Below are 12,880 nucleotides of genomic sequence, written 5' to 3'. Positions count from 1 at the left end.
GGCGCTGCGCGCCTCCGCTCAACGCCCCGCAACGAGCGCAGGGTCTTTCCTCACGCGGGCTCGCTGATGCGGGTCGTTGAGCGAGCGGAGCGAGACGAAACGCGTTGAGCGAAGTCGCCGCAGGCGACGGAGACGAAACGTCGGCTCCTCAACGCCCCTACCGCCCGGACAGCCCGACCTGCGCCAGCATGTGATCCGCCGCCCGCGGATCCGCCTTGCGGGTCTGCTCGGCCTGGATCGCCGCGAGCATCGCCTCGTGACGATCCAGGCGGAGCTCGGCACGTCGTGTCGCCCAGCGCGTGACGATCTCGGCCAGCCGGATCGACCCGCGCTCGAACGCCGTGGCGCCCCGTGGAACCGCGTAGGTGCGAGCCATCACCACTGCACTCATGATCCGGTCTCCTTCTTGTTCGGGAGGTTGCTCAACGGGAAGACGTCGGCACGCACGCTGACGCGGCGCACACCCTCCCCCTTCTGTCCGCGGTACGTGTCCGCGGCTTCGTCGATGAGGGTCTCGATCCTGCGGATGAGGTCGGCGGTCTGCTCCGCGGTCATGCTGATGCCGCTCGTCATCGACGAACTGGCGTCGACCCATTCGGCCGGCTCCTTGTCGATGCGACCGCTGAAGAACTCCATGAGCTCTTCGTGGCGGCGACGCATCGCCTCTGCCACGGCGACTTGGAGCGCAGCCTCGCCAGCCGGTGAGCCTTCGACCGCTCGAGAGTCATAGACGATGCCACCCTCAGGGCGCTCCCACCAGCGTTCGCGTCCGGCGCGTTCGCCCTCGACCTCACGGATGAGATCGTGCCGGGCGAGCGCGCGCAGGTGGTAGCTTGTCGCCCCCGATGACTCCCCGAGGATCTCGGCGAGTGTGCTGGCGGTCTGCGGACCCTCCTGCGCGAGGATGTCGAAGATCCGCACCCGCAGCGGGTGCGACAGCGCACGCAGCGCACCGGCATCCAGAACACGACGCTCGGGAGCTGCGGGGTTCTTCTCGTTCTCAGCCATAGTGCAAAGATATCTTTGCAAGTCATTCTTTGCAACCTTTTCTTTGCAATACTCTCGGATTAGGCTCGGGGGATGACCGACGTCGCGAACCCGCTCCTCACGCCCTCCGTCCTCCCCTACGCGCTTCCGGACTACGCGGCGATCCGCCCCGAGCACTATCTCCCGGCGTTCCGTGCTGCGTTCGAGGAGCACACCACTGAGATCACTGCCATCACCCGGGTGCGTTCGATGCCGACGTTCGAGAACACGATGGTGCCCCTCGAGCAGGCGGGCGCCATGCTCGAGCGCGTGGCGCATGCGTTCTACACCGTGAGTTCGGCGGATGCCACGGCCGAGATCCAGGCAATCGATGAGGAGCTCGCTCCCCTGATGGCTGCCCACGAGGACGCGATCCGCCTCGACGCTCAGCTGTACTGGCGGGTGAAGACGCTGCACGAGCAGCTCGACGAGCTCACCCTCGACGCCGAGAGCCGTTACCTCGTGGAGCGCCACTTCCGTGAGATGACGCACGCCGGAGCCGGCCTCGACGACGCGGACAAGCAGCAGTTGACGGCGCTGAATCAGAAGCTCTCCACGCTCACGACGACGTTCGAGAAGAATCTGCTGGCCGACACGAACGACCTCGCCGTGCACTTCGAGACGGCCGAAGAACTCGATGGACTTGCAGCGGGTGAGCTCTCCGCCGCCGCCCGGGCTGCCGCTGATCGCGGCCATGACGGCGGCTTCCTCGTCACGCTGCCGCTGTTCACGGGGCATCCGTATCTGTCGTCGCTGACGAACCGTGAGAGCCGGCGCCGCATCATGACGGCGTCGCGTTCCCGCGCGCTGCGAGGCAATGCCAACGACAACCGCGCGGTGCTGACCGAGATCGCGTCGTTGCGCGCCGAGCGGGCAGCGCTGCTCGGCTACCCCTCGCACGCGGCGTACATCACGACGGATGAGACGGCCGGGACTCCGGATGCTGTCGCCGACCTGCTGCACCGGCTCGCTCCGGCCGCGGCTTCGAACGCGCGGGAGGAACAGATTTCGCTCCAGGGCATCATCGGCGAGACCGAAGCGCAGCCGTTCGCTCTCGAGGGGCACGATTGGGCGTATTACACCGAAAGGGTGCGCGCCACGAAGTACGACATCGACACCGCGGCGCTGCGGCCCTGGTTCGAGGCGGAGCGCGTGCTGCAGGACGGTGTCTTCTATGCCGCGACGCAGTTGTACGGGGTGACGTTCACCGAGCGCGACGACCTCGTCGCCTATCACCCGGGCGCTCGCGTGTTCGAGGTCTTCAACCCCGGCGGATCGCCACTCGGGCTCTACGTTCTGGATCTGTACACCCGCGATACCAAGCGCGGCGGTGCCTGGATGAACCCGATCGTCAGCCAGTCGGCGCTGCGCGGTACGGCACCGGTCGTCGTCAACAACCTCAACGTCGCGCAGCCGGGCGATGGGCAGCCGACCCTGTTGACGCTGGACGAGGTCACCACCCTGTTTCACGAGTTCGGTCACGCGCTGCACGGACTGTTCGCGACGGTGAACTACCCGCACTTCGCGGGCACGAACGTGTTCCGCGATTTCGTGGAGTTCCCCAGCCAGGTGAACGAGATGTGGATTCTGTGGCCCGAGGTTCTCGACAACTACGCACGCCACTATGAGACCGGTGAGCCATTGGATGCTGCGATCGTCGAGCGGTTGCGCGCAACGGAGGCGTTCAACCAGGGGCACGACACGAGCGAGTACCTGGCGGCTGCGTGGCTGGACCAGGCCTGGCACCGCATCGGCACCTCGGATGCCGTCACCGACGTCGCCGCGTTCGAAGCCGACGCTCTCGCCGAGATCGGGCTCGACAGCCCCGCCGTGCCGACCCGCTACTCGTCGACGTACTTCGCGCATGTCTTCGCCGGCGGCTACAGCGCCGGGTATTACTCGTACATCTGGAGTGAGGTGCTCGACGCCGACACGGTGGAGTGGTTCCGCGACAATGGCGGTCTCACTCGAGAGAACGGCGACCGGTTCCGTGCTCGGCTGCTGGGCGTCGGCGGTTCGAAGAACCCGCTGGAGGCCTACCGCGACTTCCGCGGTCGCGACGCCGAGATCGCCCCGCTGCTGAAGCGCCGCGGGTTGAATGCGTGATCAGTTGCCCGCGGAGAGCCGGGCAACGATCGTCTTCAGGGCAGGAGCTGCGATGCCGTGACGCTCGGTACGACGCACGAGCTCGCCGCCGATCGAATCCAGTTCGCTCTGATTTCCTGCCGCCAAGTCGGCTTGCAGCGAGGTGCGCATCGTGCGGGGAAAGGTCGACAGCGTGGCGGCGAGCGATTCGACAGTGTCCTGCACGCCATCCGCGGCTTCGCACGCGACGACCGCAGCCAGTACATCTTCCGTCAGCGCAGGGTCCTTCTCCAGGGCTTCGCCCAGTGCCGTCTGCCAGTAGGAAGTCAGCAGCGCCATAGGCGCCAGGAATCGGAACTTGCGCCAGAGAACCTCAGCGTCCGTGCCGTCGATCGTGAGCTCAGCCGGGGTCTGCACCAGCGCACGCACGGATGCGAATTCGGCAGAACTCGACGGTACGGCAAGGCGGATGAACGGGCTCTTGTGCTGGATCTCGGCAGGCTTCGTCCGAGCCGATTCCACGGCGATGCTGCCGGCCGCGACCGGGACTCCATCCAGGTGCGCGGTGAGAACCTCACGGTGCCCGATTCCGTTCAGCACCGAGAGCACGTCGCGCGGCGCGCTGGCAGCAATCGACCTCAAGCTGTCGACCAATCCGAATGTTTTCACCGCGAGCATTACGCTCGCACCCTCCGGAATCGTCTCGCGCGCGGGGACGAATTCGGTCTCATCTCCGAACAGTCCGCTGTTGACACGAAGCCCGTGAGAATTGATCGCCTCGACAGACGTCGGTCTGCCGACGATGACGACTCGTGCCCCGGCCCGATGAAGAAGCCACCCCAGAAGGCCGCCCACGGCGCCAGCACCGACGACCGCGATCACAGGTTGGTTGTCGATCACTCGCGACCTCACGCGCTCTTGCGCTTGCGCTCCATCACGACGGTAGGCGCCGCGCCCTCTTCGACCGAGGCGCGTGTCACGACGACCTTCTTGACGTCATCGGCAGAAGGGATCTCGAACATGATGGGGCCGAGGACGTCTTCGAGGATCGCGCGGAGGCCACGAGCGCCGGTCTTGCGCTCGACGGCGAGATCCGCGATCGAACGCAACGCGTCCTCTTCGAAGTCCAGCTCCACCTCGTCGAGTTCGAACATGCGCTGATACTGCTTGACGAGAGCGTTTCGTGGCCCGGTGAGGATGTCGACAAGCGCGTCCTGATCAAGCGGCGAGACCGAGGCCACGACGGGCAGACGACCGATGAACTCCGGGATCAGCCCGAACTTGTGCAGGTCTTCCGGCAGCACCTCGCTGAACAGATCGAGATCCTTGGTCTTGTCATGCAGCGGAGCCCCGAAACCGACGCCGTGCTTGCCCACCCGGGCGGACACGATGTCTTCGAGCCCGGCAAAAGCACCGGCAACGATGAACAGCACGTTCGACGTGTCGATCTGTAGGAACTCCTGGTGCGGATGCTTGCGACCGCCCTGAGGCGGCACAGATGCCACGGTGCCCTCGATGATCTTCAGCAGCGCCTGCTGCACACCCTCACCGGAGACATCCCGCGTGATCGAGGGGTTCTCCGACTTGCGGGCGATCTTGTCGATCTCATCGATGTAGATGATGCCCTGCTCGGCGCGCTTGACGTCGTAGTCGGCGGCCTGGATGAGCTTGAGGAGGATGTTCTCCACGTCTTCGCCGACGTAGCCGGCTTCGGTGAGTGCAGTGGCGTCTGCCACGGCGAATGGCACGTTCAGCCGCTTCGCCAAAGTCTGCGCGAGGTAGGTCTTTCCGCACCCGGTCGGGCCGATCATCAGGATGTTGCTCTTGGCGATCTCGACCTCTTCGGCCTTCTGCTCGGCCAGCTGCAGCGTTCCGTGTGCGCGCACGCGCTTGTAGTGGTTGTAGACCGCGACCGACAGCGAGCGCTTGGCTGGCTCCTGGCCGACGACGTACTCCTCGAGGAACGAGTAGATCTCGCGCGGCTTCGGCAACTCGAAGTCGGCGACGCCCTCGGCGGACGATTCCGCCATGCGCTCTTCGATGATCTCGTTGCAGAGCTCGACGCACTCATCGCAGATGTACACGCCGGGGCCAGCGATCAGCTGCTGGACCTGTTTCTGGCTCTTTCCGCAGAACGAGCACTTGAAAAGGTCAGCGCTTTCACCGATTCGGGCCATGCGCATCCTCCTTGAACGAACCTGAGATCCTCCTGAAAAGCCTAACCTCTCCCTCAGACACTCAGCCGCATTGGTGCGCGGTTGTGATCAGATCATGCTCCGTGCGTGCGACTCGACGGTAGATTCGGCGTCATGACCACATCTGCGACGAAGGTCACCGTCACGGTCCTGTCTCTCCTGACCGTCGTCGGTCTGATCGCGCTCGCGGCTCCGCTGATAACCGCCACCTGGAACGTGGTGACTCCGGTACTCGCTGCCGCCTCGACCTCTGCGCCGGCCGTTCCGGGTTCTGAGTCGACCGTTCAGCCGACAGCTGGATCGACCGCCCGACCGGTGGATGCCGCGGCAGACCTTGCAGCCGCACGGGCTGAAGACCCGCACCCCACGGATATGAACCACCCCTCCCGGTGGGCGGGTTCCTGCACCCAGAACTCTATGATGACCGCGAGCGGCTCACTCCGCGGTGCTCAGAAGCTCGTGGATATGGGGCCGAGCACGTTCGCGAACGGGTCCGTCACCTTCGACAGCGCCGGGCGCATCGCGACGTACACCGTCGCCCCCGGCGACGCCCCCTCCGCGATCGGCGAACGCTTCTGCGTCGACTACGTCACGGTGTTCCAGTACAACGAGGTCTACCCGATGTTCAGCGTGCAGCCCGGTGCTGTGCTGTCGCTCCTACCTGGCAACAAGTAGCCTGCAGCACCACTCCGCACAGAAGTGGCCCTCTAGGGTCAGATCATGCTCTTCGGGTGCCACACCGTCTTCGTCTCGGTGAATGCGCCGATTCGCTCCGGCGACGCCGTCACCTCGCCCGGCGTGAGCACGCGCTTGAGCGTGTCGGCGGCAGCGATCTGCAGGTCAACCCAGTCCAACGAGCCGGCACCGGCGAGATCCAGTGCGTTCACGTCGGCGTGCGAGGCGAGCCACGGCGCGATCTCCCCCGGCGACCCGGTGAGGACGTTCACGACTCCCCCGGGCACATCGCTCGTCGCGAGTACTTCGGCGAGGCTGATCGCCGACAGCGGGTAGGTTTCGCTGGCGACGACCACGACCGTGTTCCCTGCCACTAGCGCGGGGGCAACGACCGAGACCAGCCCGAGCAGCGATGAGTTCTGCGGAGCGATGATCGCCACGACGCCTGTCGGCTCCGGAACGGAGATGTTGAAGTAAGGGCCGGCGACCGGGTTGGCGTTGCCGGCGACCTGCGCGTACTTGTCGCACCAGCCCGCGTACCAGACCCACAGATCGATCGCATCGTCGACCTGCGTACCCGCGACCGCCGCCGACACGCCCTCCTGCGCCACGATCTCGTCGACGAACTGCGCACGGCGCCCCTCGAGCACCTCGGCGACCCGGTAAAGCACCTGTCCGCGGTTGTATGCCGTCGCACCCGACCAGCCCTTCACTGCCGCGCGAGCGGCGACCACAGCATCCCGGGCATCCTTGCGAGAGCCCTGGGCTGCGTTCGCGAGGAACGCGCCCTTCGCCGAGAGCACTTCGTAGGTGCGGCCCGACTCGCTGCGCGGGAACTTTCCACCGATCGCGAGCTTGTACGTCTTCGGAACAGTCAGTCGCTTGCTCATGCTGCGGCTCCCTTGAGATATGCGGTGAGTCCGTGTCTGCCGCCCTCGCGGCCGTACCCGGATTCTTTGTATCCGCCGAACGGACTGGCAGGGTCGAAGCGGTTGAACGTGTTCGCCCAGACGACGCCGGCGCGCAGCTGGTCGGCGACCGCGAGGATGCGCGACCCCTTGTCGGTCCAGATACCGGCCGACAGCCCGTACGGGGTGTTGTTCGCCTTGGCGATCGCCTCGGCGGGCGTGCGGAAGGTGAGCACCGAGAGCACGGGACCGAAGACCTCATCGCGCGCGATGCGGTGGGATGCTTCGACGCCGGTGAAGATCGTCGGAGCGAACCAGAACCCCTTGTCGGGGATGGCGCAGTCGGCGGTCCAGCGCTCTGCTCCTTCCGCCTCGCCGATGTCGCTGAGCTCGCGGATGCGCGCCAGCTGGGCTTCGGAGTTGATCGCGCCGATGTCGGTGTTCTTGTCGAGCGGGTCGCCGAGGCGCAGGGTCGACAGGCGCGTCTTCAGCCGGTCGATGACCTCGTCGTGGATCGATTCCTGCACGAGCAGGCGGCTGCCTGCGCAGCACACGTGCCCCTGGTTGAAGAAGATGCCGTTGACGATGCCTTCGACGGCCTGGTCGATCGGCGCATCGTCGAACACGATATTCGCCGCCTTGCCGCCGAGCTCGAGCGTGACCTTCTTGTTCGTGCCGGCGATCGCCTTGGCGATGTCACGGCCGACGCCGGTCGAGCCGGTGAAGGCGACCTTGTCGACCTCGGGGTGGCGCACCAGCGTCGCGCCGGTGGACCCGGCACCCGTGACGATGTTGACGACCCCGGCGGGCAGGTCTGCCTGCTGCAGGATCTCGGCGAAGATCAGCGCGGTCAGCGGGGTGGTCTCGGCGGGCTTGAGCACGACGGTGTTGCCGGCGGCAAGCGCCGGGGCGATCTTCCACGCCAGCATGAGCAGCGGGAAGTTCCACGGGATGATCTGCCCGGCGACGCCGTGCGCGCGCGGGTTGGCGCCAAGGCCGGCGTAGTCGAGCTTGTCGGCCCAGCCGGCGTAGTAGAAGAACCAGGATGCGACGAGCGGAACATCCACGTCGCGGCTCTCCTTGATGGGCTTGCCGTTGTCGAGGCTCTCGGCCACGGCGAGCTCGCGGGCACGCTCCTGCACGAGGCGTGCGATGCGGAACAGGTACTTGCCGCGGTCGCGGCCGCTCATCTTCGACCACACCTTGTCGTAGGCGCGACGGGCGGCGCTGACGGCGCGGTCGATGTCCTCATCCGACGCGCCGGCGATCTCGGCGATGCGCGATTCATCCGCCGGCGAAATGGTCGTGAAGCTCGCGCCCGTACCGTCTGTGAACTCGCCGTCGATGAACAGGCCGTAGCTGTCGCGCAGGTTCAGAATCGCCTTCGATTCAGGCGCCGGAGCATATTCCAGGAATGACATGTTTCTCGTTCCTCAGTCGATCGTGACGTAGTCGGGGCCGGAGTAATGGCCGGTCGTGAGCTTCTGACGCTGCAGCAGCACATCGTTGAGCAGGCTGGATGCGCCGAAGCGGAACAGGTGCGGCTGCAGCCATTCCTCCCCAGCGGTCTCGGCTACGGTGACGATGTATTTGATGGCGTCCTTCGAGGTGCGGATGCCGCCAGCCGGCTTCACGCCGATCTTCTCGCCAGTGCCTCGGTACCAGTCGCGCACCGTCTCGAGCATGAGCAGCGTCGTGGGCAGCGTCGCCGCCGGCTGCACCTTTCCGGTGGACGTCTTGATGAAGTCGCCACCGGCCAGGATGCCGAGCCACGATGCCCGCTTGATGTTGTCGTAGGTGTTCAGCTCACCGGTCTCGAGGATCACTTTCAGTGACGCGAAGGTGCCGTCCTCGCGGCGGCAGGCTTCCTTCACTGCCGCGATCTGGTCGAACACGAGCCCGTAGCGGCCGGAGAGGAAGGCGCCGCGGTCGATCACCATGTCGATCTCGTCGGCCCCCGCGGCGACCGCCTCGGCGGTGTCGGCGAGTTTGATCGCGAGCGACGCGCGCCCGCTGGGGAACGCCGTCGCGACAGCCGCGACAGAGATCTTTCCGTCGTCAGGGTCGCCGTGCAGCGAACCAAGCGCCTCGACCGCATGGCCGACCATGTCGCCGTAGACGCAGACCGCTGCGACCAGCGGGGTCGAGGGGTCCGCGGCATCCGGTGTCTTCGCCTTGGCGACCAGCGAGCGCACCTTGCCCGGCGTGTCGGCACCTTCGAGGGTCGTGAGGTCGATCAGGGAGATGATCTTGTCGATCGCCCAGGCCTTCGAGGTCGTCTTGATCGAGCGGGTGCCGAGGCCGGCAGCGCGCTGCTCGAGACCGGTGGCATCCACGCCGGGGAGTCCGTGCAGGAAGCGCCGCAGAGTGGCATCGTCGGGCTCACCGCCCAGTACATCCACCGCGGTGCGGCGGGTCAGTTCCGTGGTCGTCATCGTTCCTCCAACAATGCTCGGGCTGTGGTCTCATCGGTCACCAGAACGGTGCACAGGCCGCTGGTCACGACTGTACGCGCGATGTCGTGCTTGGCGCTCCCCGCGGTCACGAAGATCGCCCGTTCGGCGGCCCGCAGGCGGTCGAGATCGACTCCGACAGTTCGGGCGTCGAGCTGGGCATCGACGACGTTGCCGTCCGCGTCGATGTAGCGGCCGAGCACGTCGCCGACGGCGCCGCGGCGGGCCAGCTCCTCGACATCCGCGGCTGTCAGATAACCGTTCTCGACGTGGGCCGACGACGCGTCGGCGGGTCCGGCGGAGTACAGGTACGTCTGCGCCTCGGTTGCCTGCTCCAGGATGCCGGCGACAGTGCGATCCGCTTCGATCGCCTGCTTCGTCTCGACGCGCTCGAGGATGGCGGGGCTCGGCAGCAGCGCCGCCTGGCCACCCGCGCGCTGCGCGATGGTCATGGCGAGGCTCGCGGCTCCTCCGGAGCGACGGTTCAGGCTCACACCGCCGTTGAGCTGCACGACGCTGACGCCGTTCGCCCACCCCTCCGGGAGCGCGTCGGCGACGGCGGTGAGGGTGCGTCCCCAGCTGACACCGAGCGTTCGCGGAACAGGCCGGAGCGCTGTGAGATGGTCGGCCGCGGCTTGCGCGACGCGTTCGAGCTCAGCATCTTCGTCGACCGGCACGATCGCGGCATCCGACAGACCGAAGCGTTCGACGACCTCGCGTTCCAGGCCGAGGCGGCGGGCACGCGGGTGCACGATCTCAATGCGTACGACGCCCGTCTCGCGCGCCTGTGTGAGGAGCCGGCCGACCTTCCAGCGGGAGATCTTCAGGAGGGCGCCGATCTCGTCCTGCGTCTTCGCCTCGTCGTAGTACAGCTCGGCGACGCGCACGGTGAGCAGATCCTCGTCCACGGGCCCTCCCTTCACCTCTCCAGCGTACGCGCGAGCACGCATGCGCGCATCTGCACGCTCATATGAGCGCAGGCCGCCGTCGCGGGCGCACATCTGCGGGAGGACGACGAAGGGCGGCAGTCGTGATCGACTGCCGCCCTCGTGAACGCCGGTGTCAGGAACGCTTGCGCGTCGTGAGCACCTGGTCGACGATGCCGTACTCGAGCGCCTCAGCGGCCGAGAGGATCTTGTCGCGATCGATGTCCTTGTTGACCTGCTCTGCCGACTTTCCGGTGTGCTTGGCCATGGTCTCTTCGAGCCATGTGCGCATGCGCAGGATTTCGGCCGCCTGGATCTCGATGTCGGACGCCTGGCCGTGGCCCGCCTCCCCCATCGCCGGCTGGTGCATGAGCACACGCGCGTTGGGAAGGGCGAGACGTTTGCCCGGCGCGCCTGCGGCGAGCAGCACGGATGCCGCGGAGGCCGCCTGCCCGAGCACGACGGTCTGAATCTGCGGCGCGACGTACTGCATCGTGTCGTAGATCGCCGTCATCGCGGTGAACGAGCCACCGGGCGAGTTGATGTACATGGTGATGTCGCGCTCGGCATCCTGGCTCTCGAGGACGAGCAGCTGCGCCATGACGTCATCGGCGGATGCGTCGTCGACCTGTACACCGAGGAAGATCACGCGATCTTCGAACAGCTTGTTGTACGGGTCCTGACGCTTGAAGCCGTACGCCGTGCGCTCCTCGAACTGCGGGAGGACGTAACGGCTGGAGGGCATGTTGCCAGCCGCGCGGAAGGTGGGTGTGTACATGAGAGTGCTCTCGCTTTCCGCTTACTTGCTGTCCTGGTCGGTTCCGCCGCCGCCGATGACGTCGGAGGCCGACTCACGGATGTGATCGACGAAACCGTACTCGAGTGCCTCTTCAGCGGTGAACCAGCGGTCGCGGTCACCGTCTTCGTCGATCTGCTCGACGGACTTGCCGGTCTGAGATGCCGTGATCTCGGCGAGACGCCGCTTCATCGAGAGGATGAGCTGCGCCTGCGTCTGGATGTCGCTGGCCGTTCCGCCGAAGCCGCCGTGCGGCTGGTGCAGCAGCACACGGGCATTCGGGGTGATGTACCGCTTGCCCTTGGTGCCGGCGGTCAGCAGCAGCTGCCCCATCGACGCCGCCATGCCGATGCCGACGGTCACGATGTCGTTGGGAACGAACTGCATGGTGTCGTAGATCGCCATACCCGCGGTGATCGAGCCACCGGGCGAGTTGACGTAAAGATAGATGTCCTTCTCTGAGTCCTCTGCGGCGAGAAGAAGGATCTTCGCGCAGATCTCGTTCGCGTTCTCGTCACGCACCTCCGAGCCCAGCCAGATGATGCGGTCCTTCAGCAGCCTGTCGAAGACGCTGGTCGCGACAAGGGGTTCAGCCATTTCAAGCTCCTGTTTCCGTGTTCGGTGATTCGAATCTACCGGCGACGACGCGGCCCTCAGGTCGTGTTCGCCGTCGGCATATCAGGTGTCGCGCTCGACGATCTCCCGCGCGTACGCCGTCACCGAGCGGTGATACCGCGGCAAGTGGGGCACGAGCGCGAGCAGCGCGACCGAGAGGCCGTGGCGCGGGGCGCCGGAACTCGCCAGTGCGAGCGCGTAGAACGCAGCGATTGCGTCGCGGTACGGCGAGTCGGCAGCATCCTGATGCGCCTTCGCGAGCAGGGCGACAGCTTCATCGGTGGCACCGACGTTGCGCAACGAACTCGCGAGTTGGATGATCGCCTGCGGCTCGTGCTCGGCATCCAACCCGATCTCCAGCGCCCGCCGGTAGAGCGGAATCGCCTCGTCGGGGCGTCCGGCCGAGTCGCGAGCGCCCGCCCGCTCGAACTCGGCACGCGCATCCGCCGTTCCGCGCTCGGCGGCGATGGCGTCGATGCGTACGATCACCTCATCGTCCACAAGCGTGCCCGCCGCGGCATCCCACACCTCTTCGATGCGCTCGTCCCACGTCTTCACGAATCCTCCTCAGACGCGAAAGAGCGGATGCCGAGGCATCCGCTCTTTCGTAACAATCAGTACGCGATCACTCGCCCTTGTCAGCGGCCTTCTCGGCCGGAGCCTTCTTGGCGGCCGGCTTCTTAGCAGGAGCCTTCTTGGCAGCGGGCTTCTCATCAGTGGCCTCGTCGGCCTTCTTCGCGGGAGCCTTCTTCGCGGCCGGCTTGGCGGGAGCCTTCTTCGCAGCCGGCTTCTCGTCAGCCTTCTCTTCGGCCGCAGCCTCAGCGGCCTCGTCCTCATCTTCGTCTTCGACGGCGACGAGGCTCGACAGGTCGACGGCCTTGCCGTCGGTGTCGACGACGTTGACCTTGCCGAGGGCGATCGCGAGGGCCTTGTTGCGGGCGACCTCACCGACCAGCGCGGGGAGCTGGTTCGAGGACTGCAGCGCCTCGACGAACTCCTGCGGCGCCATGCCGTACTGCGCAGCAGACTGGATCAGGTACTGGCTGAGCTCTTCCTGCGAGACCTGCACGTCGGACTGCTCGGCGATCGTGTCGAGCAGCACCTGCGTGCGGAACTGCTTCTCGCTCGCCTCGGTGACCGCGGCGCGGTGCTCGTCGTCCTCGTGGCGGTTCTCGGACTCGAGATGGGTGTGCACCTCGTC

13 protein-coding genes and 1 pseudogene are annotated in these 12,880 nt (G+C 66.3%); 2 read left to right on the top strand and 12 right to left on the bottom strand.

The genetic code is table 11. From position 1 onward, the window contains the following. Positions 1-157 precede the first annotated feature (157 nt). Together ACTICP_RS11430 and ACTICP_RS11425 are read right to left on the bottom strand one after the other, a co-directional pair. Positions 158-391: a hypothetical protein gene (locus ACTICP_RS11430; RefSeq protein ID WP_441892466.1), complete on the bottom strand. Its 234-nt coding sequence runs from the start codon at positions 389-391 to the stop codon at positions 158-160. Next, a complete protein-coding gene (locus tag ACTICP_RS11425; RefSeq protein ID WP_441892464.1) occupies positions 388-1,008 on the bottom strand; it encodes an ArsR/SmtB family transcription factor in 621 nt (206 codons plus the stop codon). Before ACTICP_RS11425 ends, ACTICP_RS11430 begins: the two co-directional genes overlap by 4 nt. A gap of 72 nt (positions 1,009-1,080) precedes the next feature. Between ACTICP_RS11425 and ACTICP_RS11420 the strand changes: the two genes are divergently transcribed. Then, positions 1,081-3,132: a M3 family metallopeptidase gene (locus ACTICP_RS11420; protein ID WP_441892462.1), complete on the top strand. Its 2,052-nt coding sequence runs from the start codon at positions 1,081-1,083 to the stop codon at positions 3,130-3,132. Here ACTICP_RS11420 and ACTICP_RS11415 read toward each other — a convergent pair whose 3' ends face one another. Beyond that, positions 3,133-3,993, bottom strand: coding sequence for a ketopantoate reductase family protein (locus tag ACTICP_RS11415; RefSeq protein WP_441892460.1), 861 nt, complete (start codon positions 3,991-3,993; stop codon positions 3,133-3,135). Between the two features lie 26 nt (positions 3,994-4,019). Beyond that, on the bottom strand, positions 4,020-5,288 hold the full coding sequence (gene clpX, locus ACTICP_RS11410; protein WP_441892458.1) for an ATP-dependent Clp protease ATP-binding subunit ClpX: 1,269 nt from the start codon (positions 5,286-5,288) through the stop codon (positions 4,020-4,022). A gap of 132 nt (positions 5,289-5,420) precedes the next feature. Here clpX and ACTICP_RS11405 point away from each other — a divergent pair, with 132 nt between their 5' ends. Then, the gene (locus ACTICP_RS11405) at positions 5,421-5,981 is read left to right on the top strand and encodes a hypothetical protein (protein WP_441892456.1); all 561 of its coding nucleotides are present in this window, start codon (positions 5,421-5,423) and stop codon (positions 5,979-5,981) included. Between the two features lie 38 nt (positions 5,982-6,019). Here ACTICP_RS11405 and ACTICP_RS11400 read toward each other — a convergent pair whose 3' ends face one another. The 8 genes and pseudogenes from ACTICP_RS11400 to ACTICP_RS11365 form a co-directional block, all read right to left on the bottom strand. After that, entirely contained in the window at positions 6,020-6,871 is an 852-nt protein-coding gene (locus ACTICP_RS11400; protein WP_441892454.1) for an aldehyde dehydrogenase family protein, read from the bottom strand. Continuing rightward, complete coding sequence (locus tag ACTICP_RS11395; RefSeq protein WP_441892452.1) at positions 6,868-8,310, bottom strand: aldehyde dehydrogenase family protein; 1,443 nt, start codon at positions 8,308-8,310, stop codon at positions 6,868-6,870. The genes ACTICP_RS11400 and ACTICP_RS11395 overlap by 4 nt, the downstream gene beginning before the upstream one ends. Before the next feature lie 12 nt (positions 8,311-8,322). Further along, positions 8,323-9,324 carry a deoxyribose-phosphate aldolase gene (deoC, locus tag ACTICP_RS11390; protein WP_441892450.1) on the bottom strand — a complete coding sequence of 334 codons (1,002 nt, stop codon included), beginning with the start codon at positions 9,322-9,324 and terminating at the stop codon, positions 8,323-8,325. Beyond that, positions 9,321-10,250 (bottom strand): sugar-binding transcriptional regulator, encoded by a 930-nt coding sequence (locus ACTICP_RS11385; protein ID WP_441892448.1) that lies wholly within the window; start codon positions 10,248-10,250, stop codon positions 9,321-9,323. The genes deoC and ACTICP_RS11385 overlap by 4 nt, the downstream gene beginning before the upstream one ends. A gap of 154 nt (positions 10,251-10,404) precedes the next feature. Then, positions 10,405-11,046, bottom strand: a complete 642-nt coding sequence (locus ACTICP_RS11380; protein WP_441892446.1) for an ATP-dependent Clp protease proteolytic subunit — start codon at positions 11,044-11,046, stop codon at positions 10,405-10,407. A gap of 21 nt (positions 11,047-11,067) precedes the next feature. Further along, positions 11,068-11,661 (bottom strand): ATP-dependent Clp protease proteolytic subunit, encoded by a 594-nt coding sequence (locus tag ACTICP_RS11375; protein WP_441892444.1) that lies wholly within the window; start codon positions 11,659-11,661, stop codon positions 11,068-11,070. Positions 11,662-11,742: 81 nt separating this feature from the next. Beyond that, positions 11,743-12,237, bottom strand: a complete 495-nt coding sequence (locus ACTICP_RS11370) for a tetratricopeptide repeat protein (protein WP_441892442.1) — start codon at positions 12,235-12,237, stop codon at positions 11,743-11,745. 67 nt (positions 12,238-12,304) lie between these two features. Next, a pseudogene (locus ACTICP_RS11365) lies at positions 12,305-12,880 on the bottom strand (trigger factor); the annotation flags it as partial.

This window comes from Microbacterium sp., assembly GCF_052102115.1.
Classification (GTDB): domain Bacteria; phylum Actinomycetota; class Actinomycetes; order Actinomycetales; family Microbacteriaceae; genus Microbacterium.
The sequence above is the reverse complement of the archived record's forward strand: the minus strand, read 5'-3'. Positions and strand labels throughout refer to the sequence as shown.